This window comes from Citrobacter sp. RHBSTW-00029, from assembly GCF_014104295.1.
In the GTDB taxonomy this organism is placed as follows: domain Bacteria; phylum Pseudomonadota; class Gammaproteobacteria; order Enterobacterales; family Enterobacteriaceae; genus Citrobacter; species Citrobacter youngae.
Genome location: NZ_JABXRT010000001.1, coordinates 1,661,354 through 1,685,020 on the forward strand (window position 1 = coordinate 1,661,354; position 23,667 = coordinate 1,685,020).

19 protein-coding genes are annotated in these 23,667 nt (G+C 52.1%); 11 read left to right on the forward strand and 8 right to left on the reverse strand.

What is annotated here, in order from left to right:
* Positions 1 to 305: 305 nt before the first annotated feature.
* On the reverse strand, positions 306 to 3,830 hold the full coding sequence (nifJ, locus tag HV041_RS08235) for a pyruvate:ferredoxin (flavodoxin) oxidoreductase (protein ID WP_048211552.1): 3,525 nt from the start codon (positions 3,828 to 3,830) through the stop codon (positions 306 to 308).
* Between the two features lie 276 nt (positions 3,831 to 4,106).
* Here nifJ and HV041_RS08240 point away from each other — a divergent pair, with 276 nt between their 5' ends.
* Positions 4,107 to 4,373 (forward strand): DUF333 domain-containing protein, encoded by a 267-nt coding sequence (locus tag HV041_RS08240; RefSeq protein WP_003020360.1) that lies wholly within the window; start codon positions 4,107 to 4,109, stop codon positions 4,371 to 4,373.
* 13 nt (positions 4,374 to 4,386) lie between these two features.
* Here HV041_RS08240 and hslJ read toward each other — a convergent pair whose 3' ends face one another.
* The 3 genes from hslJ to HV041_RS08255 form a co-directional block, all read right to left on the reverse strand.
* Entirely contained in the window at positions 4,387 to 4,806 is a 420-nt protein-coding gene (hslJ, locus tag HV041_RS08245) for a heat shock protein HslJ (RefSeq protein WP_048211553.1), read from the reverse strand.
* A 112-nt stretch (positions 4,807 to 4,918) separates the two neighbouring features.
* The gene (gene ldhA / locus HV041_RS08250; protein ID WP_048211554.1) at positions 4,919 to 5,908 is read right to left on the reverse strand and encodes a D-lactate dehydrogenase; all 990 of its coding nucleotides are present in this window, start codon (positions 5,906 to 5,908) and stop codon (positions 4,919 to 4,921) included.
* Positions 5,909 to 6,159: 251 nt separating this feature from the next.
* Positions 6,160 to 6,975: an APH(3')-I family aminoglycoside O-phosphotransferase gene (locus HV041_RS08255; RefSeq protein ID WP_121584691.1), complete on the reverse strand. Its 816-nt coding sequence runs from the start codon at positions 6,973 to 6,975 to the stop codon at positions 6,160 to 6,162.
* Positions 6,976 to 7,273: 298 nt separating this feature from the next.
* On the opposite strand from HV041_RS08255, the gene HV041_RS08260 reads away from it, so the two are divergent.
* The 4 genes from HV041_RS08260 (at position 7,274) to HV041_RS08275 (ending at position 10,743) form a co-directional block, all read left to right on the forward strand.
* Positions 7,274 to 9,913: a YdbH family protein gene (locus tag HV041_RS08260; RefSeq protein WP_165712372.1), complete on the forward strand. Its 2,640-nt coding sequence runs from the start codon at positions 7,274 to 7,276 to the stop codon at positions 9,911 to 9,913.
* A complete protein-coding gene (locus HV041_RS08265) occupies positions 9,910 to 10,101 on the forward strand; it encodes a YnbE family lipoprotein (protein WP_045442846.1) in 192 nt (63 codons plus the stop codon). Before HV041_RS08260 ends, HV041_RS08265 begins: the two co-directional genes overlap by 4 nt.
* Positions 10,102 to 10,108: 7 nt before the next feature.
* Entirely contained in the window at positions 10,109 to 10,432 is a 324-nt protein-coding gene (locus HV041_RS08270; protein ID WP_061067968.1) for a YdbL family protein, read from the forward strand.
* 131 nt (positions 10,433 to 10,563) lie between these two features.
* Positions 10,564 to 10,743 (forward strand): hypothetical protein, encoded by a 180-nt coding sequence (locus HV041_RS08275; RefSeq protein WP_121584690.1) that lies wholly within the window; start codon positions 10,564 to 10,566, stop codon positions 10,741 to 10,743.
* A 34-nt stretch (positions 10,744 to 10,777) separates the two neighbouring features.
* On the opposite strand, the gene azoR is transcribed toward HV041_RS08275, so the two are convergent.
* A complete protein-coding gene (gene azoR, locus HV041_RS08280; RefSeq protein WP_005126702.1) occupies positions 10,778 to 11,383 on the reverse strand; it encodes an FMN-dependent NADH-azoreductase in 606 nt (201 codons plus the stop codon).
* Between the two features lie 201 nt (positions 11,384 to 11,584).
* On the opposite strand from azoR, the gene hrpA reads away from it, so the two are divergent.
* The 3 genes from hrpA to aldA all read left to right on the forward strand — a co-directional run bounded on the left by hrpA (position 11,585) and on the right by aldA (position 18,004).
* Positions 11,585 to 15,487: an ATP-dependent RNA helicase HrpA gene (hrpA, locus tag HV041_RS08285; RefSeq protein WP_121584689.1), complete on the forward strand. Its 3,903-nt coding sequence runs from the start codon at positions 11,585 to 11,587 to the stop codon at positions 15,485 to 15,487.
* Between the two features lie 80 nt (positions 15,488 to 15,567).
* A complete protein-coding gene (locus HV041_RS08290; RefSeq protein WP_181900257.1) occupies positions 15,568 to 16,365 on the forward strand; it encodes a YdcF family protein in 798 nt (265 codons plus the stop codon).
* 199 nt (positions 16,366 to 16,564) lie between these two features.
* Positions 16,565 to 18,004: an aldehyde dehydrogenase gene (aldA, locus tag HV041_RS08295; RefSeq protein WP_121584688.1), complete on the forward strand. Its 1,440-nt coding sequence runs from the start codon at positions 16,565 to 16,567 to the stop codon at positions 18,002 to 18,004.
* Positions 18,005 to 18,045: 41 nt separating this feature from the next.
* Here the strand turns inward: aldA and HV041_RS08300 are convergent, their stop codons facing one another.
* Positions 18,046 to 18,972, reverse strand: a complete 927-nt coding sequence (locus HV041_RS08300; protein WP_121584687.1) for an alpha/beta hydrolase — start codon at positions 18,970 to 18,972, stop codon at positions 18,046 to 18,048.
* 126 nt (positions 18,973 to 19,098) lie between these two features.
* The gene (gene gap, locus HV041_RS08305) at positions 19,099 to 20,100 is read right to left on the reverse strand and encodes a type I glyceraldehyde-3-phosphate dehydrogenase (RefSeq protein ID WP_086523686.1); all 1,002 of its coding nucleotides are present in this window, start codon (positions 20,098 to 20,100) and stop codon (positions 19,099 to 19,101) included.
* Positions 20,101 to 20,289: 189 nt separating this feature from the next.
* Between gap and cybB the strand changes: the two genes are divergently transcribed.
* Complete coding sequence (cybB, locus tag HV041_RS08310; RefSeq protein ID WP_121584686.1) at positions 20,290 to 20,820, forward strand: cytochrome b561; 531 nt, start codon at positions 20,290 to 20,292, stop codon at positions 20,818 to 20,820.
* 42 nt (positions 20,821 to 20,862) lie between these two features.
* Here the strand turns inward: cybB and HV041_RS08315 are convergent, their stop codons facing one another.
* Positions 20,863 to 21,789, reverse strand: a complete 927-nt coding sequence (locus tag HV041_RS08315) for an EamA family transporter (RefSeq protein WP_061067963.1) — start codon at positions 21,787 to 21,789, stop codon at positions 20,863 to 20,865.
* A 180-nt stretch (positions 21,790 to 21,969) separates the two neighbouring features.
* Between HV041_RS08315 and HV041_RS08320 the strand changes: the two genes are divergently transcribed.
* Positions 21,970 to 22,389 carry a translesion error-prone DNA polymerase V autoproteolytic subunit gene (locus tag HV041_RS08320; protein ID WP_121584685.1) on the forward strand — a complete coding sequence of 140 codons (420 nt, stop codon included), beginning with the start codon at positions 21,970 to 21,972 and terminating at the stop codon, positions 22,387 to 22,389.
* Entirely contained in the window at positions 22,389 to 23,657 is a 1,269-nt protein-coding gene (locus HV041_RS08325) for a Y-family DNA polymerase (protein WP_121584684.1), read from the forward strand. The genes HV041_RS08320 and HV041_RS08325 overlap by 1 nt, the downstream gene beginning before the upstream one ends.
* Positions 23,658 to 23,667 lie beyond the last annotated feature (10 nt).

Consider the following 23,667-nt stretch of genomic DNA (forward strand, 5'->3'; position numbering starts at 1 on the left):
AAAGGAGAAGTTCCGTAAAGAGATAAATATGAATTGTTACGCCTTAAGTAAAACCTTAAATAAATAATTCTGCTGAAATGGTGATAATTATCATGAATGTTTTGTTGTGGAAATATATAAAATAAAAATTATACAAGTGAATCTCATTGCGTTATTCTGCGCGGGTTATATGCCTTTATTGTCACGACTTAATTTATTGTCGTTGGTATGTTGGCAGGAATGCTCACTACTCAGCGAATAAATTGACAAGCCCGAACAATTGTTCGGGCTTTTTTTGACTCCTGGTTAATACCTGACAGAGCGTATTAATCAGTGCTGCTCTTTTCTGCTTTTCCTGCCAATTGCGCCAGGAAATCGTAGCGTTTTTGCAAGTCAGCCGTTGCGTCTTTCCACAGTTGCTCCGCAACCTCGGGTTGTTGAGCATTCAGGCGGCGGAAGCGCTGCTCGTTCATCAATGTCTCAGCCAGCGCGTCTGACGGTGGGCGAGAGTCCAGCGCCAGCGGCAGTTTACCTTCGTCTGCACGACGCGGATCAAAGCGGTACAGCGGCCAGAACCCGGTAGCGGTGAGCTGGCGCATCTGATCGTGGCTTAGCGCAAGATCGTAACCGTGCTCCTCACATGGGCTATAGGCGATAATCAGCGACGGACCTGGATAGGCTTCCGCTTCCTGAATCGCTTTCACCGTCTGGTTTAGCTGTGCGCCCAGAGAGATCTGTGCAACATACACGTGCCCGTACATCATCATACTGACGCCAAGATCTTTACGCGCTTTGCGCTTACCGTGCTCGCCAAATTTGGTGACGGCCCCGAGCGGCGTGGCTTTCGATGCTTGTCCACCCGTGTTGGAGTAACATTGAGTATCCAGCACCAGAATATTGACGTTCTCGGTCAGGCTCAGGACGTGATCCAGGCCGCCAAAGCCAATATCGTAAGCCCAGCCGTCGCCGCCAATCAGCCAGATGGATTTTTCGACCAGCGCGTCGGCATCGGTTAACAGCTGCTGTGCGCCTTCGACATCTTTCAGGTGCTGGCGCAGCGCGGCAACTTGCTCACGACGGACTTCTGGTGTTGCCTCCGCGTGCAGGGCGTCATTCAGCTCAGCCGGGATTTTATCGGCAAACTGTTCCAGTAAACGCATGACGCGCACACGATGCTGATCCACCGTCAGACGGAAGCCCAGACCGAACTCGGCGTTATCCTCAAACAGTGAGTTCGCCCATGCAGGTCCACGGCCATTGGCATCGGTGGTATACGGCGTTGAGGGCAGGTTACCGCCATAAATTGATGAACAGCCGGTCGCATTGGCGATCAGCATACGATCGCCGTACAGCTGCGTAAGCAGTTTGATATACGGCGTTTCACCACAGCCAGAGCAGGCGCCGGAATATTCAAACAGCGGCGTTATCAACTGCGAGGTACGAATATCAATACGTTCCAGTTTAGTGCGATCAATCTCCGGCAGATTGAGGAAGAAGTCGTAGTTAACTTTTTCTTCTTCAACATGCTCAAGGCGCGACATCATATTGATGGCCTTGATCTCCGGATTTTGCCTGTCTTTCGCAGGGCACACTTCGACGCACAGATTACAACCGGTGCAATCTTCAGGTGCAACCTGCAGGACATATTTTTGACCGCGCATATCGCGTGATTTCACATCCAACGAATGCAGGCTGGCAGGCGCGTTTTCCATCGCTTCTGGTGAAACCACTTTGGCGCGGATTGCCGAGTGCGGACAGGCGGCAACGCAATGATTACACTGGGTACACAGATCTTCTTTCCAGATTGGGATCTCTTCGGCAATATTGCGTTTTTCCCAGCGCGTGGTACCCATCGGCCAGGTACCGTCCGGCGGTAACGCTGAAACGGGCAGGGCATCGCCGAGTCCGGCGAGCATCGCTGCGGTGACGGTTTTCACGAAATCAGGCGCGGCATCGGAAACTACCGGCGGACGGTTGGCGCTGTGTGGATCAACCGGTTGCAGTGCCACTTCGGCAACGGATTCACGTGCCAGCGCCAGCGCCTGCCAGTTACGTTCCACCAGATCCTGACCTTTATTGCTGTAGCTTTTCGCAATCGCACCCTGTAATTCAATCAGCGCGCTGTCACCAGGTAAGATTTGCGTCAGATGGAAGAATGCCATCTGCATCACGGTGTTAATACGCGCAGCCAGACCACACTCGCGCGCGATTTTGGCCGCATTAATCACATAGAAACGGGCTTTCTTCTGATTCAGGACCGCCTGAACTTCCTGCGGCAAACGCGCCCAGACTTCATCCACGCTGTACGGGGTATTGAGCAGGAAAATACCGCCAGGCTTCAGACGCTCGGCCATTTGATATTTATCGATAAACTGCAACTGATGGCAGCCGACAAAATCAGCCTGCGATACCAGATACGCGGAACGGATAGGCTTCTCACTGACGCGCAGGTGAGAAACGGTCAGGCCACCTGCCTTTTTCGAGTCATAGACGAAATAACCCTGCGCGTACCACGGCGTGGAGTTACCGATAATCTTGATATTGTTTTTGGTGGCCGACACGCTACCGTCACTGCCCAGACCGTAGAACAGCGCTTCGAGCTTCGCGGTACCGGGCAGGGTGTTTTCTGGCAGAGGTAGCGACAAATTGGTGACGTCGTCATAAATACCGACCGTAAAACGTGATTTGGGCTTAGCGCTGCTCAGTTCATTAAACACCGCCATCACGCAGTCCGGGCCAAACTCTTTAGAAGAAAGCCCGTAACGTCCGCCAATCACACGCGGTAGGGTTTCCCGCTCACCGCAGTTAAAGGCTTCTGCCAACGCGGTCATTACATCCAGATACAACGGTTCTGCCTGGGCGCCAGGCTCTTTGGTGCGATCCAGAACGGCAACGCTACGCGCCGTTTCTGGTAATACTTGCAGTAAATGTCTGGCGGAGAAGGGGCGGAACAGTCGAACTTTCAGGACGCCAACTTTCTCTCCACGAGCAAGTAACTCGTCGACGACTTCTTCGCAGGTACCAATCGCAGAACCCATCAAGATAATGACGCGTTCTGCCTGCGGATGACCGTAATATTCAAAGGGTTGATACTGGCGGCCCGTCGCCGCGGCGAAGTCGTTCATCGCCTGTTCGACGTTTTCGTAAACCGCGTTGTACCAGGGGTTTGTCGCTTCGCGCGACTGGAAGTAGGTATCCGGGTTCGCAGATGTACCGCGAATAACCGGATGCTCTGGATTAAGCGCGCGGGCGCGGTGAGCATCGATTTCCGCCTGCGGCATTAGTCCGAGGATCGTGTCATCGGCTAGCGGCACAATTTTATTGATTTCATGCGAAGTACGGAAACCATCAAAGAAATGAATAAAAGGCACCCGACTTTTCAGGGTGGCGATTTGTGAAATCAGTGCGAAATCCTGTGCTTCCTGGACGCTGCTGGCGCAGAGCATCGCACAACCCGTCTGGCGCACCGCCATTACGTCGGAATGGTCACCGAAGATAGACAGCGCATGAGTAGCAATCGTACGCGCGGCAACGTGCAGCACAAATGGCGTCAACTGACCGGCCAGTTTGTACAGCGTTGGGATCATCAGCAACAGGCCCTGCGATGAGGTAAACGACGTAGAGAGCGCGCCGGTCTGCAACGCGCCGTGAACGGTCGCGATCGCACCGCCTTCCGACTGCATTTCAACGACGCGAGGGGTATCCCCCCACACGTTTTTAAGCCCGTTCCCGGCCCAGGCGTCTGCCTGTTCCGCCATCGTCGAACTTGGTGTAATCGGGTAGATGGCGATAACTTCGCTGGTACGAAATGCGACCGAAGCAACCGCACCATTACCGTCAATTGTTTGCATACTGACACCCTTACATTGCGCAAAAAGAGGGATCCGCGTAACCGCGGCGAATCCTGTAGTTATATCTTTCTATTTTAGCAAAAGCGCTAAAGACAGATTTTCGCTTTTGTGTCCTGGGAATAATCAGAATGAATGGTTTGATCAAAGGAGGAGCCAAAAAATTGCCAGAAAATGTAAACAGCACGCATAAATGCGCATTTTGCCTCTCGACGGCGGTGTTTTCGCTGCCTATTATTTATGGCTGTGTCGTTTGGTTAATATTCAGAGGGGAGTAAGATGCGCGCAGCGTTTTGGGTAGGGTGTGCCGCGTTATTATTATCGGCGTGCAGCAGTGAACCTGTTCAGCAGGCAACCGCCGCTCATGTCGCACCGGGGATGAAGGCCGCAATGTCCAGTTCTGGAGAGGCAAATTGCGCCATGATTGGCGGTTCGCTATCCGTTGCCCGTCAACTGGATGGTTCTGCCATCGGCATGTGTGCATTACCTAACGGCAAACGCTGTAGTGAGCAGTCGCTTGCCGCCGGAAGCTGTGGAAATTATTGAACCACTGCTTTTACTACATTAAATCTGCCAGTTTAAACGTCAACGTTTGTTCTGCCGTAGCCAGTGTTAACTGGTCAGCAGTCAGATCAACCTGTGCGCCTTGCTTAAACATCTCGCTGACGATGCCGTCGAGCGCGTTAAGCTGTGGATCGGCGCACATCATGCGCGTCATTGCCATGTCTTTCACTTTTAATTCACCGTCGGACAGCTTGCCCTGACCGTGGAACTGATTACACATTTTTCCCGACACCGTCATATTTTCACCGAAACTTAATTCAGGTGGGTTATTGGCGACGGTTACCGGCTTGCCATTGACGCTCTGTAAAACAAAACGGTGGTGCTGTAACTGTTCGCGATTGACGGAAATTTTTCCATTGCTCACACAGCCAGCCATAAGCATGCTGAGCGCAATCAGCGTGACAATTTTCTTCATTAACTTTCTCTACGTTCGTGGCGGAATTGCATTCATGATGGTAATGATATCGCCAGATTTATCATCGGGGGTTATCTGAAAATGCTCCCCCGGAGGCGGGGGAGCGGAATGATTAGAAGAGGGCGTTCGGGCAGGTTTCGCCTTTGGCGATTTGAGCCAGATTCTGCAAGGTTGTTTCAGAAATGCTGGTCAACGCTTCGGCAGTCAGGAATGCCTGATGCCCGGTGAACAGGACGTTATGACAGGCTGACAAACGACGGAACACATCATCCTGAATCACATCATTGGACTTATCTTCAAAGAACAGGTCGCGTTCATTTTCGTACACGTCCATCCCCAGGGAACCGATCTTCTGGTTTTTCAGCGCGTCGATTGCTGCCTGAGAATCGATCAACGCCCCGCGGCTGGTGTTGATAACCATCACGCCATTTTTCATTTGCTCAAAAGCTTCGTGATTGAGCAGATGATAATTTTCTGGTGTTAACGGGCAGTGCAGGGAAATAACATCAGACTCCGCAAACAGTGTTTTAAGATCGACATATTCAACGCCTAACTCCAGCGCAGCAGCGCTTGGGTAGGGATCAAACGCCAGCAGGCGCATACCAAACCCTTTCAGGATCCGCAGTGCAGCAACACCGATTTTACCTGTACCAATCACCCCAGCCGTTTTGCCATACATGGTAAAGCCGGTCAGCCCCTCAAGAGAGAAGTTGGCGTCACGAGTACGCTGATAAGCACGATGGATACGGCGGTTCAGCGTCATCATCATACCGATTGCATGTTCGGCGACGGCTTCAGGTGAATAGGCAGGAACACGTACAACCTGCAAGCCCAACTCTTTCGCAGCGTCCAGATCGACGTTATTGAACCCGGCGCAGCGCAGCGCGATGTATTTCACACCGTGCTTTTTCAGTTCTTCCAGAACAGGGCGGCTGCCATCGTCGTTGACGAAAATGCACACGGCTTCACAACCATGGGCGGTTTTCGCTGTTTTTTCCGTCAACAGAAAGTCAAAGAATTCAAGTTCAAAACCAAAAGCCTCGTTAACCTGCTGCAGATACTTCTTGTCGTACTGTTTTGTACTATAGATGGCGAGTTTCATAAGACTTTCTCCAGTGATTTTGACGTCACATTAATCCAATTCAAATTATTTTACAAAATATAAAAAATTATTGATAGTCAAAGACGTAATGAAAAATTCCAGCGCATCTGTTGTTAGTGTGGGCAGGTTCTTTAATTTCAACAACTGATTTCACTCATGTCAGACTGCATGCGGATTTTGGTTATTTTTTGCCCATGTAGGCGGGGTCAGGTACGGACATACGGTACGTCCCCACATTGCAGACGTAGCGTTTAAAAAAACTCATCGAGCATCAAATGAAACTGCACTTTGTTACTGTCTGGATCGGAAATACCATACGTTTGAAAAAGTCGTTGCTGTAAAGACAGTGAAAATTCCCCGAGACAACTCCAGAGGATCGCAAGGTCCTGGTAACGATCGGCAATGCCAACGCGACCAACGTCAATACAACCCATCACGCGACCGTCAGCAAAAATAAGGTTATCAAGCGAGAAGTCGCCATGCGTCACAACGGGATCGGGTGGAAATGGCAAAAGGGTATGCATTGCATCCCAGACTTGTTCGGCAGACCAGTCATGACGTTCATCATCAAAATCATCGGTATCTACCAGGCCGTTGACCATTCGTGCATGGGCTAATGAGAGACGAAACGGGTAGTCGCTGTTAAAAGGGCAGTGACTGACAGGAATGGCATGTAATCGACGCAGGAATACTGCCAGCGCATCAACAATATCGCCACGGTCATCAGGATAGTCTTCCAGCATCTGAAAAGCGGTTTTTCCACCGATCGCGGTGGTCAGAAGCCACGCCTCATCAGCCGTACGGCTAAAATGATTGATGGTCGGCAGAGGCATATAGGCCTGCAGCCAGTTGAGTCTGACCATTTCATCGGTGATATCATTCGCAACGGTGCCTTTGCCATGCTTCAGAAATAACTCTGGCGCATCAGCCTTGCCATATAAGTGATAAATTGCCGCCCCGGACAGACCGACATTATTCCGCGCCCATTGATAACCTGCCAGCTCAGCGTCCAGCAGTGGGTTTAACGGCAGACTGGCGCATAGCGTTTCTCTTTGCGAATGATTCATACAACCCCTTTGTTTGGCAACAGACGCACAGCAGAGCATTCTAATCGCACTCACTGTAAATCCATCATTTTGCAATGTAAGGTATTGATTGACGCATCGCTGTTATAACCGTCCTGAATGGATGCAACTAATCTTTATCTTATTGATTTATCAGTATCTTGGCGATTACTCTGCGTTCTGTAAAAACGACATATCTTGCAGAAGCATCTATTCTTAATGTGGGCATGTTTAGTTAAACATGCCACAATACTGGCCTAAACCGGCTTAAATTTTCGCTAAATCAGGATATTAACTACCCATGAAGGGTAAATATAAAGCCGTTCTGGCACTCCTCTTATTATTGATTCTCGTGCCGCTGACGTTGGTCATGACGCTTGGCCTGTGGGTTCCCACGCTGGTGGGCGTCTGGTTGCCTGTCGGCACGCGTATTGCGCTGGATGAGAGCCCACGGCTGACACGGCATGGGCTGCATATCCCGGAACTTCGCTATCTGGTCGATGATTGCCCGCTAGCGCGCATTACTCAGGCAGAGCTCTCTCACCCCAGCCGCTGGTTGCTTAATGTTGGGACAATTGAGCTCGACTCGGCTTGCCTGGCCAAATTGCCGCAGGCAGAACCCTCGCCGGTAGCGCCAAAAACGCTGGCTGAATGGCAATCGATGCTACCCAATACCTGGATTAACATCGACAACGTTATTCTCTCTCCATGGCAGGAGTGGCAGGGGAAACTGTCGCTCTCGCTAACGCCCTCTACCCAGCAGCTGCGCTACCAGGGTGAAAAAGTTAAATTTCAGGGGCGTCTGCACGGACAGAATCTGACGGTAAATGAGCTGGATGTTGCAGCATTTGAAGGGCAGCCGCCGATAAAACTGGTCGGTGAATTTACCATGCCGCTGGTTCCTGATGGACTACCAGTGAGCGGGCATGCGGTTGCTACTCTGAGCTTGCCGCAGGAGCCAACGCTGGTTGACGCCGAACTTGAGTGGCAAGAAAACAGCGGACAACTGATCGTCATGGCACGGGATGCGGTCGATCCGCTTCTCGATCTGCCATGGGAAATAACGCGTCAGCAACTGACTATCAGTGACGGTCGCTGGAACTGGCCTTATCAGGGGTTCCCGTTAAGTGGGCGTCTGGGGGTGAAAGTTGAAAACTGGCAGGCCGGTCTGGAAAATGCCGTGGTGAGTGGGCGTCTGAACATTCTGACGCAAGGCGATGCCGGTAAAGGAAACGCCGTATTAACGTTAGGGCCAGGTAGGCTCGGTGTGGATAGTAGCGATATGCCGTTACAGTTGATCGGTGAGGCGAAACAGGATGACCTGATCTTCTACGCGAAGTTACCCGCCAGACTTACCGGAAGCCTGATCGATCCGCAGCTCGCTTTCGAGCCAGGGGCATTGCTGCGTTCCCGTCGGCGAGTCATCGACTCACTCGATATTGACGAAATTCGCTGGCCATTGGCTGGCGTTAAAGTGACACAGCGCGGTGTGGATGGGCGTCTGCAGGCCATTTTACGAGCGCATGAGAACCAGATGGGTGACTTTGAGTTACACCTTGATGGTCTGGCCAATGATTTTCTTCCTGATGCCGGTCGTTGGCAGTGGCGGTATTGGGGCAAAGGCAGTTTTACACCGATGCATGCGCTTTGGGATGTCGCGGGCAAAGGGGAGTGGCACGACAACACCCTGAGACTTTTCGACCTCTCGACCGGGTTTGACCAACTGCAATATGGCACCATGAAGGTGGAAAACCCGCGTCTGGTGATGGATGCGCCGATTGTGTGGGTCCGTGATGCCGAAAAACCGACGTTTAGCGGTGCGCTTTCGCTCGATGCCGGAAATACACTCTTTAGCGGGGGCAGCGTCTTACCTCCTTCAACGCTGAAGTTCAGTGTTGAAGGGACTGATCCGACGATTTTCCAGTTCAAAGGTCAACTTCATGCCGGAGCAATTGGTCCTGTACAGTTGAATGGGCGCTGGGATGGGATCCGCCTGCGTGGCCAGGCCTGGTGGCCAAAACAATCACTCACCGTTTTCCAGCCATTGGTACCACCGGACTGGAAAATGAATCTGCGCGAAGGTGAACTTTATGCGCAGGTGGCGTTCTCCGCCGCGCCGGAGCAGGGCTTTGAGGCGGGGGGGCACGGTGTACTGAAAGGGGGTAGTGCCTGGATGCCTGATAACCAAATTAACGGTGTAGATTTTGTGCTGCCGTTTCGTTTTAGCGAAGGCGTATGGCAACTGGGTACGCGGGGGCCGGTGTCATTACGTATTGCAGAAGTTGTGAATCAGGTTGCTGCGACAAACATCACCGCCGATCTGCAGGGCGGGTATCCCTGGAGTGAAGACAATCCGTTGCTGTTAAGCGATGTCAGCGCCGAACTACTGGGTGGCAAAGTGGTTATGCAACAACTGCGGATGCCGCAGCACGATCCGGCATTGTTACGGGTGCAGAATATCTCCTCCAGCGAACTCATCAGTGCGGTAAATCCGAAGCAGTTTGCTATGTCGGGTCCGGTCAGCGGTGCGTTACCGTTATGGCTGAATAACGAAAAGTGGATCATTAAAGACGGCTGGCTGACCAACCCAGGACCAATGACGTTGCGTATTGATAAGGACACGGCGGATGCCGTCGTCAAAGATAATATGGCGGCGGGTGCGGCCATTAACTGGCTGCGTTATATGGAAATAAGTCATTCCTGGACGAAAATAAATCTGGATAACCTCGGTGTTTTAACCATGCAGGCAACGGTGACTGGCAACAGTCGGGTGGATGGCAAAGTGGGAACGGTTAATTTGAATTACACCCACGAGGAAAACGTCTTTACGCTATGGCGCAGTTTGCGTTTTGGCGACAATTTACAGGCATGGCTTGAACAAAATGCAGCGCTGCCAGAAACCCATTGCCCGGAAGGCAAGGAATGTGAGGAACAACAATGAAAACGATAGCTGCCATGCTGGGACTGCTTGCGTCATCTCTGCTGGCGGGGTGTACCCCCAGAATCGAAGTGGCTGCGCCTAAAGAGCCCATCACTATCAATATGAACGTCAAAATCGAGCACGAGATCCATATCAAAGTGGATAAAGACGTCGAGAGTTTACTGAAATCGCGCAGCGATCTGTTCTGAGGTCACGATGAAAAAACAGCTTGTAGCGATCCTGGTGGCGTTAAGTTTTTTGAGCGGCAACGTATGGGCATTGACGCTGAATGAAGCCAGAACGCAGGGACGGGTAGGTGAAACGCTTAACGGCTATCTTGTAGCGCTGAAAACGGATGCTGAAACGCAGGCGCTGGTGAATGAGATTAATAAAGCGCGCAGCGCCAGCTATCAGCAACTGGCTGAAAGCAACAATATTCCGCCAGATGAAGTGGCGAAAATGGCCGGACAAAAGCTGGTTGCTCGCGCCAAACCCGGCGAGTATGTACAGGGCATAAATGGGAAATGGTTAAGGAAATAATAATTCATTTCTGAGCAGGAGCTGACAAGTAGTGCATCACATGAATTATTCATCGATATCGCAATAGTTGCCACACTGCATGATATCGATGTTGATATAGTTCCCCTCCGGTAGCGTCCTGGGGTGAAATCATGTGGCTTTTCAAGTGGTATGTCTGGAATCGTTGGGTATTCAAGCTGTTAAGCCGGGATGTCGCGGAGCCTGAACAATTTTTGCTTCATTGCTGGGAAGAGAATCTGGCGAAATGCAGGGATTATGCAACCATCTGGCGTGATATTAATCGCATTCACGGGAAGCAGGCAAAGAAGTAAAAACCCTCCCACCGGATGGTGAGAGGGTCAATCATCAGGCAGCGACGACGCTGTCGATTGCCGCTTTTGCATCGGATTGTGCTTTAGATGCCACTTCCGGACCGTAAGCAATGCCTTCCGCGAAGACGACGTTCACGTCGGTGATACCGATAAAGCCCAGGAACACATTCAGATACGGGGTGATCAGGTCGGTCGGCGTATCTTTATGGATACCACCACGGCTGGTCAGCACGATCGCACGTTTTCCAGTTACCAGACCTTCCGGGCCTTTCTCGGTGTAACGGAAGGTCACACCAGCGCGGGCAATCAGGTCAAAGTAGTTTTTCAACTGCGTTGGGATGTTGAAGTTGTACATCGGCGCGGCGATAACAATCACATCATGCGCTTTCAGCTCAGCAATCAGCTCATCGGACAGCGCCAGCGCTTCCTGCTGACGCGGCGTCAGCGGTGTATCGCTCGGGCGCATCGCACCCACCAGTTCGCCATCCAGTACCGGTACAGGATTTGCAGCCAGGTCACGGACAGTGATTTCATCAGCAGAGTGCTTTTCACGCCACTGTTCAACAAAATAATCAGACAACTGACCAGACTGAGAGTACCCTGCCAGAATACTGGATTTAAGAACTAATACCTTGCTCATGGGTGTTTCCTTTTATGTGTTTGAAGGGGGAGAGCCCCGTTGCTTGTTGACACTTTATTCACAATCCTGTCGCAGTGATAGCGCAATATATCGAATCCTATGTTCGAAATTATTGAACAACACATGAAAAGCGCCGATGTGGTACTCTATACCCATCATCTAAAAGAGATTTAACCCGGCAGAGCACTGCCTTTTAACGCTATGACAGAACAACAAAAATTAACCTTCAACATGCTGCAGCAACAGCTGGACTCACTGATGCTGCGCGACAGACAGCGTTTTGCCCGCCGCCTGCACGGCGTGAAGAAGGTTAAAAATCCTGATGCACAACAGGCCATTTACCAGGAGATGGCGAAAGAGATCGCGCAGGCAGCAGGTAAAGTCGTGCTGCGCGAAGCGGCGCGTCCGGAGATTACCTATCCGGAAAACCTGCCCGTCAGCCAGAAAAAACAGGATATTCTGGACGCAATTCGCGACCATCAGGTGGTGATTGTGGCTGGCGAGACCGGCTCGGGGAAAACCACCCAGTTACCCAAAATCTGTATGGAACTGGGGCGCGGGGTAAAAGGGCTGATCGGCCATACCCAGCCGCGTCGTCTGGCGGCGCGCACCGTGGCGAACCGTATTGCGGAAGAGCTGCAGACCGAGCCGGGCGGCTGTATTGGTTATAAAGTGCGTTTCAGCGATCATGTCAGTGATAACACTATGGTCAAGCTGATGACGGACGGTATCCTGCTGGCGGAAATTCAGCAGGATCGGCTGCTGATGCAGTACGACACCATCATCATCGATGAAGCGCATGAACGCAGTCTGAATATCGATTTTCTGCTCGGCTATTTGAAAGAACTCCTGCCGCGTCGTCCGGATCTCAAAATTATTATCACTTCGGCGACCATCGACCCGGAGCGTTTTTCAAAGCATTTCAATAACGCGCCGATTATCGAAGTCTCCGGTCGAACGTACCCGGTGGAAGTGCGTTATCGCCCGATTGTTGAAGATGCAGATGACACCGAGCGTGACCAACTGCAGGCGATTTTTGATGCCGTAGATGAGTTAGGCCGTGAAAGTCAGGGCGATATTCTGATCTTCATGAGCGGCGAACGTGAAATCCGTGATACCGCCGATGCCCTGAATAAGCTGGATTTACGCCACACCGAAGTGTTGCCGCTGTATGCGCGTCTTTCAAACAGTGAGCAGAACCGTGTATTCCAGTCGCACAGTGGTCGCCGTATCGTGCTGGCTACCAACGTGGCGGAAACCTCGCTAACCGTGCCGGGGATCAAATATGTAATTGACCCGGGCACTGCGCGTATCAGCCGTTACAGCTACCGTACTAAAGTCCAGCGTTTGCCGATTGAACCGGTGTCGCAGGCTTCTGCGAACCAGCGTAAAGGCCGCTGCGGTCGTGTTTCGGAAGGGATCTGTATTCGCCTGTATTCCGAAGACGATTTCCTGTCGCGCCCGGAGTTTACCGACCCGGAGATCCTGCGTACCAACCTGGCATCCGTTATTTTGCAGATGACTGCGCTGGGACTGGGGGATATCGCGGCATTCCCGTTCGTTGAAGCACCGGATAAACGCAATATTCAGGACGGGGTACGCCTGCTCGAAGAGTTGGGGGCGATAACCACCGATGAACAGGCAACCGCGTATAAGTTAACGCCGTTGGGTCGTCAACTGTCGCAACTGCCGGTGGATCCGCGTCTGGCGCGCATGGTGCTGGAAGCGCAAAAACATGGCTGCGTACGTGAGGCGATGATCATTACCTCGGCGCTGTCCATTCAGGATCCGCGCGAGCGTCCAATGGACAAGCAACAGGCTTCTGACGAGAAACACCGCCGCTTCCACGACAAAGAGTCTGATTTCCTCGCGTTTGTGAACCTGTGGAACTATCTTGGCGAGCAGCAAAAAGCGCTGTCGTCAAACCAGTTCCGTCGCCAGTGCAAACTTGATTTTCTGAACTACCTGCGCGTGCGAGAGTGGCAGGATATCTACACGCAACTGCGCCAGGTAGTGAAAGAGTTGGGTATTCCGGTTAACAGCGAACCTGCTGAGTATCGGGAAATTCACGTTGCGCTGTTGACCGGGTTACTCTCGCATATCGGGATGAAAGATGCCGATAAACAGGAATTTACCGGCGCGCGTAACGCCCGCTTCTCGATCTTCCCCGGCTCTGGGTTGTTTAAAAAACCACCGAAATGGACGATGGTGGCGGAGTTGGTGGAAACCAGCCGCCTGTGGGGACGTATTGCCGCACGTATCGATCCCGAGTGGGTGGAGCCGGTTGCCCAGCATCTGATCAAACGTTCATACAGTGAACCGCACTGGGAACGCGCGCAGGGTGCTGTAATGGCGACAGAAAAGGTCACCGTTTACGGCTTACCGATTGTGGCCGCCCGTAAGGTGAACTACAGCCAGATCGATCCAGTCCTGTCGCGTGAACTGTTCATCCGCCATGCGTTGGTGGAAGGCGACTGGCAAACTCGCCATGCGTTTTTCCGTGACAACCTCAAGCTGCGTGCGGAAGTGGAAGAGTTAGAGCACAAATCACGCCGTCGCGACATTCTGGTCGATGATGAGACGCTGTTTGAGTTTTACGACCAGCGCATCAGCCATGATGTGGTTTCTGCCCGCCACTTTGACAGCTGGTGGAAGAAGGTTAGCCGCGAGACACCGGATCTGCTCAACTTTGAAAAGAGCATGCTCATCAAAGAGGGCGCGGAGAAAATCAGCAAGCTGGATTACCCGAACTTCTGGCATCAGGGCAATCTCAAACTGCGCCTGAGCTATCAGTTTGAACCCGGCGCTGATGCGGATGGCGTGACCGTGCATATTCCGCTGCCGCTGCTTAACCAGATCGAAGAGAGCGGTTTTGAATGGCAAATTCCGGGGCTGCGCCGTGAACTGGTGATCGCCCTGATTAAATCACTGCCAAAACCGGTACGGCGTAACTTTGTGCCGGCACCGAACTATGCGGAAGCATTTTTAGGTCGTGTGACGCCGCTGGAACTGCCGCTGCTGGATTCGCTGGAGCGTGAACTGCGCCGCATGACCGGCGTCACCGTTGACCGTGACGACTGGCACTGGGATCAGGTGCCCGATCACCTAAAAATCACCTTCCGGGTCGTGGATGATAAGAACAGGAAGCTGCAGGAAGGGCGTTCGCTGCAGGATTTGAAAGATGCGCTGAAGGGCAAAGTTCAGGAAACGCTGTCTGCGGTGGCGGATGACGGTATTGAACAGAGCGGATTGCACATCTGGAGCTTCGGTCAACTACCGGAAAGTTACGAGCAAAAACGCGGCAACTATAAAGTCAAAGCGTGGCCTGCGCTGGTGGATGAGCGTGACAGCGTTGCCATCAAACTGTTTGATAATCCGCTGGAGCAACAGCAGGCGATGTGGTGCGGTTTACGCCGCCTGTTGTTGCTGAATATTCCATCACCTATCAAATATTTACACGAGAAACTGCCTAATAAAGCGAAGCTGGGGCTGTACTTTAACCCGTACGGTAAAGTTCTGGATTTGATTGACGACTGTATCTCCTGCGGTGTGGATCAGTTAATTGACGCCAACGGTGGTCCGGTGTGGACCGAAGAAGGTTTTGCGGCGTTGCATGAAAAAGTGCGGGCTGAACTGAACGATACGGTGGTGGAGATTGCGAAGCAGGTCGAACAGATCCTGACCGCAGTGTTTAATATCAACAAACGTCTGAAAGGGCGCGTGGATATGACCATGGCGCTAGGGCTTGCGGATATCAAAGCGCAAATGGGCGGACTGGTGTATCGCGGATTTGTTACCGGCAACGGTTTCAAACGTCTGGGCGATACGTTGCGTTATTTGCAGGCCATTGAAAAACGGCTGGAGAAACTGGCCATCGATCCGCACCGCGATCGCGCGCAGATGCTGAAAGTGGACAGCGTGCAGCAGGCCTGGCAGCAGTGGTTCAATAAACTGCCGCCCGCGCGCCGCGAAGATGACGATGTCAAAGAGATCCGCTGGATGATAGAAGAGCTGCGCGTCAGCTACTTTGCCCAACAGCTTGGCACGCCGTATCCGATTTCGGATAAGCGTATCCTGCAGGCGATGGAGCAGATTACGGGGTGACGCGATGCTGGACCGTAGGCCGGATAAGGCATAGCCGCCATCCGGCATCTGTACCCGGTAAAGAATAAACACCAGGAGTTATGAGTATGAGTCAGTTCCCGATACTTTCCGCAGCCACCCTTGCGGCGATAAATACCGTAGGGCGATGGTTGGCGCAGAATGATTTTATGGAGAACATCACCGTTCAGTCAGACTGCGTGATTCTGGCGGGCAACGCGGTTATTCCGACCATCGACGCCGCCTGTCGGATCGCGAAAGAACAACAGGTTCCCTTATTGATTAGCGGTGGCATCGGTCATTCTACGCGCTTTCTGTATGACGCGATTGCAGAGCATCCTCGCTATAACATCATCCGCACCAGCGGACGAGCAGAAGCAGCGATCCTGGCTGATATTGCGCACCAGTTCTGGCAAATTCCGGGTGAGACGATTTGGGTGGAAGACCAGTCAACAAACTGCGGTGAGAATGCACGCTTTAGTTGTGCCTTACTGAACCAGGCGACAGAAAATATTCACACGGTCATTGTGGTGCAGGACCCTACAATGCAACGCCGCACGATGGCGACATTCCAGCGTGTAACCCGTGATTTTCTGCAGGTGCCGCGCTGGTTGAGTTTTCCCGGTTTTATCCCTGAGTTGACTCTACAGAACGGTGGTGTGGATTTCGCGCCAACTGCGGAGGGGCTGTGGTCTGTGGATCGCTATCTTTCACTGATTACCGGCGAATTGCCGAGACTGCGCGATGATGCAACCGGCTATGGCCCTCGTGGTCGTGATTTTATCGCCCATGTTGATATTCCGCAGAATGTTGAGGATGCATGGTTGCATCTGCAAAACGATACGGCGCTGACTGACCTGCTGGCGAGCCGATCGCTGTAATCTTTGCTGCCCGTTTGTCGGCGTTTTGCCGCAAACGGGCATAAGTCCTGCCTGTTTTTTCCCTCCGCCATGACATTACCAGATGCTTTTATGAAGCGGCTCACAGAACGACAATTCCAGCAGTAATGCGTCATGCATGATTGGTATTAATTAACAATAGTTTTACTTGTTAAAAACAGATCAATCACAGGAGAAGCGCATGTCAGTACCCGTACAACATCCTATGTATATTGATGGGCAGTTTGTGACCTGGCACGACGATGCCTGGATTGATGTCATCAATCCAGCGACCGAAGAGCTGATCTCGCGTATTCCCGATGGACGCGCTGAAGATGCGCGTAAAGCGATCGATGCCGCACAGCGTGCTCAGCCGCAATGGGAAGCCCTGCCAGCTATCGAACGGGCGAACTGGTTACGCAAAATTTCTGCGGGCATCCGTCAGCGAGCCGCTGAAATCAGCGCGTTGATTGTGGCGGAAGGTGGAAAAATTCAACAACTGGCTGACGTTGAAGTCGCGTTTACCGCCGACTATATCGATTACATGGCTGAGTGGGCGCGTCGCTATGAAGGCGAGATCCTGCAAAGCGATCGCCCGGGTGAGAATATCCTGCTGTTTAAGCGTGCACTGGGCGTGACGACGGGCATTCTGCCGTGGAACTTCCCGTTTTTCCTGATTGCCCGCAAACTGGCTCCCGCCTTGCTGACGGGGAATACCATTGTCATTAAGCCGAGTGAATTCACACCGAATAACGCCATCGCCTTTGCCAAAATTGTTGATGACATTGGTTTACCGCGCGGGGTCTTTAATCTGGTGCTGGGACGCGGTGAAACGGTCGGTCAGGAGCTGGCTGGAAACCCGAAGGTGGCGATGGTGAGCATGACCGGTAGCGTCGGTGCAGGTGAGAAAATTATGGCCGCAGCGGCCAAAAACATCACTAAAGTTTGTCTGGAGTTGGGTGGCAAAGCGCCGGCTATCGTGATGGACGATGCTGACCTTGAGCTGGCGGTGAAGGCCATTGTTGACTCGCGGGTGATCAATACCGGACAGGTATGCAACTGTGCTGAGCGCGTATACGTTCAGAAAGGTATCTATGACCAGTTCGTTAATCGTCTGGGAGAGGCAATGAAAGCCGTGCAGTTTGGCAATCCGGCCGAACGCAATGACATTGCGATGGGGCCGCTGATTAACGCCGCTGCGCTGGATCGTGTGGAGCAGAAAGTCGCACGAGCGGTGCAGGAAGGGGCCAGAGTGGTGCTGGGCGGTAAGGCTGTTGTCGGCAAAGGTTATTACTACCTGCCGACGTTACTGTTAGACGTGCGCCAGGAGATGGCGATTATGCACGAGGAGACGTTTGGTCCTGTGCTGCCAGTGGTGGCGTTTAATACGCTGGAAGAGGCGCTGACGATGGCTAATGACAGCGACTACGGTCTGACCTCATCGATCTATACGCAGAATCTGAATACGGCAATGAAGGCGATTAAGGGGCTGAAGTTTGGCGAAACCTACATTAATCGAGAAAACTTCGAGGCGATGCAGGGCTTCCACGCTGGCTGGCGTAAGTCCGGGATTGGCGGGGCTGATGGTAAACATGGTCTGAACGAATACCTGCAAACGCAAGTGGTGTATCTGCAGTCCTAAGTTTTTCGCCGGGTGAGTCTGTACGCCACCCGGCGCCATCCTCACACTTTAGTGGCTACCCAGTTCATCATCATTTCCGGCCAGATGGCCAGCGGTAACCCTTGAGTATCCCGAATACCGAAGCCGTGTTTGCCGCGTTCAAACAGATGCATTTCAACAGGAACCCCCTGTGTGCGAAGCGCATTAAAAAATGCCAGACTGTTTTCGACTTTCACCGCCGGATCGTCAATGGCATGCAGCAGGAATGTTGGCGGCGTCGTGTTCTCAACTCGTTCTTCAAGTGAATAGCGGTGCAGGTCCTTTTCTTCGGGGGTCGTGCCAACTAATTCAAGGCGAGAGCCTGGGTGAGCGATATTCTCACGCAGGCTAATCACCGGATAGACCAGCGCCATGAACGCGGGGCGGGCGGGTTGTTCGTCTACGCTATCGAGGGGCGTATAAACCGATTCAGCAAAACGTGTTCCCAGGCTGGCTGCCACATGACCGCCGGAGGAAAAGCCCAGTATACCGATACGATAAGGATCGATTCCCCATTCATGTGCGTTAGCCCGAATGTAGCGCATAGCGCGTTGGGCATCGGCCAACGGTGCGTTTGACGCTTCCTCGTGACCATCCCCCGGCAAGCGATAGGTCATGACAAACAGAGTATAACCGCGGGCATTAAAAAAGGGCGCCAGCGCACTGCCTTCTTTGTCCAGCACTACGCGTCGATAAGAGCCGCCGGGGGTGACAAGTATTCCCACACCATTCGGTTTTGCGGGGGCGTAGACGGTGATTTCTGGGGCACGAATACCGGTTACCGCACGATCGTAATGAGAGGTTCCCGTATGTCTGGGTTCGGGGGTAAATACCGCATCGCTGTTTTTTGCTCCGGGGGCTTCACCCATTGGCCAGACTGAGACGGTGGCGGCGTGGGCAACGGCTTGCGCGATCATAGTTTCTAACGTTTCTCGACTCAGTGCTTCCATTACTGTGCTCCCTTTGTGGCAAAGGTTAGCTATAGCACACTTAATGGGTTGAAAACGGGGAGAGACTCACAACGTATTGAATTAGCGGGAAATGAAACGAGGCGGAGGCGATCCTCCGCCATAACACTAAAGCGTGATAAATTTATCCAACGTACGGATAAGTTGGGTGACAAAACCGTACTCGTTATCGTACCAGGCCACGGTTTTTACCAGTTGCAGATCGCCCACTTCGGTGATCTCGGTTTGTGTTGCATCAAATACTGAACCGAAATGTGAGCCAATGACATCTGACGAGACAATTTCTTCGTCGGTATAGCCGAATGATGCATTGTTCAGCGTTGCCTTTTTCAGCGCGTCGTTAACCTCTTCCGCAGTGACTTTTTTACCCAGAATCGACACCAGTTCCGTAACGGATCCGGTTTTTACCGGAACACGCTGGGCGTGACCTTTTAATTTCCCGCTCAGGGCCGGGATCACCAGACCAATCGCCTTCGCCGCACCGGTGGTATGAGGAATGATATTTTCTGCTGCCGCGCGTGAGGCGCGCAGATCTTTCCCGCGAGGGCCATCAACCAGTGATTGCGTTCCGGTGTAAGCATGGATAGTGGTCATGGTGCCAAGCTGAATACCGAAGCTGTCATGCAGCGCTTTTGCCATCGGCGCCAGGCAGTTGGTGGTGCACGACGCGACAGAGATAATCCGATCGCTGGCATCCATCGTGTCGTCGTTGACGTTAAAGACAATGGTTTTCATATCCCCAGCCGGGGCGGATATCAGCACTTTTTTGGCCCCGGCATCCAGGTGCGCGTTGGCTTTTTCTGTTGAGGTATAAAAACCGGTGCATTCGATGATGATCTCTGCGCCAGTCGTTTTCCACGGAATATTTTTGGCCTCTTTTTCGGCGTAAACGGCAATTTTTTTACCATCGACAATCAGTGCGTCCTCGGTAAAGTCGACGCTCCAGGGAAACGGGCCGTAGTTTGAATCGTGTTTTAACAGATAAGCGAGGATTTTCGGTGAGGTGAGGTCATTGATAGCGACGACCTCCACGCTGCTTTTGACCTCCAGTAGCCGACGCAATACCAGACGACCGATACGACCAAAACCGTTAATGCCAATTTTATTCATGGTTTTCTCCTGTCAGGATGAGACGGTACGACATATTTTCCCTACCAGGCATAGTCCAGTCAGGCATCCGCGGCAATAGCTGTTTTTGCGGTTAAACGTAACTGACTGAAAATGGGTGAACAAAACTTAATGAATTTTTAACAAAAGCCCGTTATGTTGACGCATTATTGTTTTTATTCGAGAAGTGTTATGGGGAAGAAGTATTCTGGCCTGCAAATTGGCATTCACTGGCTGGTCTTTTTGTTGGTCATTGTGGCCTACAGTGCCATGGAGTTTCGCGGATTTTTCCCGCGCAGCTATCGTCCCGGGTTCAACATGGTGCATGTTTCCTGTGGTATCACGATTTTAGCGTTGATGGTGGCGCGTCTGCTGGTCAGACTTAAGTATCCGGCACCACCGATTGAACCAAAACCGAAGCCGATGATGATTGGCATGGCGCATCTGGGGCATCTGGTTATCTATTTGCTGTTTATTGCGCTGCCGATTATTGGCCTGGTGATGATGTATAACCGGGGAAATCCGTGGGTTGCATTCGGCATTGTTATGCCACATGCGGTAGAAGCCAATTTTGAACTGGCCGATATGCTGAAATCATGGCACGAAACGCTGGCAAACCTGGGTTATTTTGTCATTGGCCTGCATGCCGCCGCGGCTCTGCTACATCACTATTTCTGGAAGGATAATACGCTCCTGCGCATGATGCCGCGAAAACGTTCCTGATAAAACGCCCCGCGTAATGCGGGGTGTTTTATTTCTCTGTGATTATTTTTCGCATGAGATCTCTTTTTCAACGCGTTGCACCTGCGTGGCGCGTTTCTTCAGGCTGATGATGGCCAGTGCCAGAACAATCAGCACAATCCCGCTACCTTCGACAACGCCAGGTTCTTCGCCGAGCAACCACCAGGAAAATAGTACCCCGCAAACCGGCACCGCCAGTGTGCTTAAACTGGCGATACTGGCAGGCAGGTTACGCAACACAAACAGCCATAAGCTCCAGGCCAGCGCGGTTGCCAGTACGGCGCTATATCCTAATGCCCAGAATACGACAGGCTGCCAGTCAGGTGTTCGCTGTGGGACCAGCCAGGCTACCAGACTCATCACCAGCGCGGCATACAGCATCTGCCACGAGGTGAGTGCTAACAGGTCTATACTGGGATGACGAACATACATACGTTTGGCGACAACCGCACTGGCTCCCCAACTGATGCCCGAGAGGATTGCCAGCAGCGCACTCTTCATTGACGAAAAGTCCAGTTGCCACGGCTGTAATACCAGTATCAGGCCAAACGCCGCCACTGCAATAGCGACGTACTGCAAACGACGCATGCGTTCACCGAGAAAAAGGGCGGCCATAATGACCACCCAGAAGGGCATGGTATAACTCAGAATAGCGACTTTTCCCGCACCGCCGCTGACCAGCGCCCACTGTGATAATCCCACCATGCCGCACGTTTGTAACAAGGCTATCGCCAACGTATAACCGAACGGGGTCGGGCGCATTCCGCGTCCGCGTAGCATCAGGACAATAAATAATAACAATGCCCCAAAAGAACAACGTAGTGCGGTGAAATCGAATGAACCAATGTAGTGCGTGACCTGTTTCATGGCAATCCAGCTATAGCTCCAGATGAGCGTTAGCGCGATCAGGCCGCCAATGGCCAGCGGATTGCTTTTCCCTGCGGTAGTCATAGTGTGTCCGTTTTGATGATGTTATGGCGCTACTATACCCGGTTTCATGTCGCGATACGTTTGTACAGACACTAGTCGTTATAATTCAGGTGAATAGCAATAGCGCCACAAAAAGCCGCTTGAACAACTGCTCAGATAAAAATACTGTATATAAATACAGTTAATATTGGATGAGTCATTATGTTGTTTCTCAAGCCAGCGGATCTCCGCGAAATCAATACAATCCCCTTGTTTAGTGACCTTGTTCAGTGCGGGTTTCCCAGCCCGGCTGCGGATTATGTCGAGCGGGGCATCGACTTGAATGAATTGCTAATTCAGCATCCCAGTGCCACGTACTTCGTGAAAGCCGCGGGGGATTCAATGATTGAAGGGGGGATCGATGATGGCGATTTGCTGGTTGTTGACAGTTCGCTGACGGCGGTACATGGCGACATTATTATCGCTGCCGTTGATGGTGAGTTCACGGTTAAGCGGCTGCAGCTTCGTCCAACGGTACAGCTCGTTCCAATGAACAGCGCTTATGCACCGATCGTTATCGGTCGTGAAGAATCACTGAATGTATTCGGTGTCGTTACCTATGCCGTGAAGGCTCTGCGCTGATGTTTGCACTCTGCGATGTAAATTCGTTTTACGCCAGCTGTGAGGCCGTTTTCCGGCCTGATCTCTGTGATAAACCGGTAGTGGTTCTCTCAAATAACGATGGCTGTGTTATTGCCTGCAGCGCGGAGGCCAAAAAATTGGGTATCCAAATGGGGGCTCCGTACTTCAAACAAAAAGATCTGTTTCGACGTTACGGCGTGACGTGCTTTAGTTCAAATTACGAGCTGTATGCGGATATGAGTAGCAGAGTCATGTCCATCCTGGAGGAACTCTCTCCGCGCGTGGAAAGATATAGTATTGATGAAGCGTTCTGTGATTTGACGGGGGTGAGGAACTGCAGAGATCTTACTGATTTTGGTCGCGAGATGAGGGACACTATTTTGCAGAAAACTCATCTTAAAGTGGGTGTCGGTATTGCCCAGACCAAAACACTGGCTAAGCTGGCAAACTATGCGGCTAAAAAGTGGCAGGATCAGACCGGCAGTGTGGTCGATTTATCGAATAGCGAGCGCCAACGCAAGTTGATGGCTGCCGTTCCGGTAGATGAAGTCTGGGGCATTGGCCGCCGTATCGGTAAGAAACTGGATGCCATGGGTATTAAAACGGTTTGCGACCTGGCTGAAACCGATATTCGCTTTATCCGCAAACATTTCAGCGTGGTGCTGGAAAGAACCGTACGGGAATTGCGCGGCGAATCGTGCCTGGCGCTGGAGGAGTTTGCGCCGGTTAAGCAGGAAATCATCTGTTCAAGGTCGTTTGGTGAACGGCTCACGGATTACAATGCCATGCGGGAGGCGATTTGTACCTATGCTTCACGTGCGGCGGAGAAGTTGCGCGGAGAGCACCAGTTCTGCCGCTTTATTTCTGCGTTTATTAAAACCAGTCCATTTGCCCATAACGAACCTTACTATGGTAACAACGCGTCGGTAAAACTACTGACGCCAACCCAGGACAGCCGGGATATTATTGGTGCGGCGACGCGCTGCCTTGACGCCATCTGGCGAGAGGGGCGGCATTATCAAAAAGCTGGCGTGATGTTAGGGGATTTTTTCAGCTCCGGTGTGGCACAGCTCAATCTTTTTGATGAAAACGTTCCGCGGCATAATAGCGACAAACTTATGACGGTTCTGGATACCCTTAATGCTAAAAATGGTAAAGGGACGCTCTGGTTTGCCGGACAAGGGATACAGCAACCGTGGGCAATGAAACGAGACATGCTTTCGCCTCGCTATACGACGAGATACAGTGATTTATTGCGCGTGGGGTAGTGGATTTTAC

Coding starts and splice junctions, on each gene's coding strand:
- nifJ (WP_048211552.1), bottom strand. CDS start 3,830: ATGCAAACAATTGACGGTAATGGTGCGGTTGCTTCGGTCGCATTTCGT.
- HV041_RS08240 (WP_003020360.1), top strand. CDS start 4,107: ATGCGCGCAGCGTTTTGGGTAGGGTGTGCCGCGTTATTATTATCGGCG.
- hslJ (WP_048211553.1), bottom strand. CDS start 4,806: ATGAAGAAAATTGTCACGCTGATTGCGCTCAGCATGCTTATGGCTGGC.
- ldhA (WP_048211554.1), bottom strand. CDS start 5,908: ATGAAACTCGCCATCTATAGTACAAAACAGTACGACAAGAAGTATCTG.
- HV041_RS08255 (WP_121584691.1), bottom strand. CDS start 6,975: ATGAATCATTCGCAAAGAGAAACGCTATGCGCCAGTCTGCCGTTAAAC.
- HV041_RS08260 (WP_165712372.1), top strand. CDS start 7,274: ATGAAGGGTAAATATAAAGCCGTTCTGGCACTCCTCTTATTATTGATT.
- HV041_RS08265 (WP_045442846.1), top strand. CDS start 9,910: ATGAAAACGATAGCTGCCATGCTGGGACTGCTTGCGTCATCTCTGCTG.
- HV041_RS08270 (WP_061067968.1), top strand. CDS start 10,109: ATGAAAAAACAGCTTGTAGCGATCCTGGTGGCGTTAAGTTTTTTGAGC.
- HV041_RS08275 (WP_121584690.1), top strand. CDS start 10,564: ATGTGGCTTTTCAAGTGGTATGTCTGGAATCGTTGGGTATTCAAGCTG.
- azoR (WP_005126702.1), bottom strand. CDS start 11,383: ATGAGCAAGGTATTAGTTCTTAAATCCAGTATTCTGGCAGGGTACTCT.
- hrpA (WP_121584689.1), top strand. CDS start 11,585: ATGACAGAACAACAAAAATTAACCTTCAACATGCTGCAGCAACAGCTG.
- HV041_RS08290 (WP_181900257.1), top strand. CDS start 15,568: ATGAGTATGAGTCAGTTCCCGATACTTTCCGCAGCCACCCTTGCGGCG.
- aldA (WP_121584688.1), top strand. CDS start 16,565: ATGTCAGTACCCGTACAACATCCTATGTATATTGATGGGCAGTTTGTG.
- HV041_RS08300 (WP_121584687.1), bottom strand. CDS start 18,972: ATGGAAGCACTGAGTCGAGAAACGTTAGAAACTATGATCGCGCAAGCC.
- gap (WP_086523686.1), bottom strand. CDS start 20,100: ATGAATAAAATTGGCATTAACGGTTTTGGTCGTATCGGTCGTCTGGTA.
- cybB (WP_121584686.1), top strand. CDS start 20,290: ATGGGGAAGAAGTATTCTGGCCTGCAAATTGGCATTCACTGGCTGGTC.
- HV041_RS08315 (WP_061067963.1), bottom strand. CDS start 21,789: ATGACTACCGCAGGGAAAAGCAATCCGCTGGCCATTGGCGGCCTGATC.
- HV041_RS08320 (WP_121584685.1), top strand. CDS start 21,970: ATGTTGTTTCTCAAGCCAGCGGATCTCCGCGAAATCAATACAATCCCC.
- HV041_RS08325 (WP_121584684.1), top strand. CDS start 22,389: ATGTTTGCACTCTGCGATGTAAATTCGTTTTACGCCAGCTGTGAGGCC.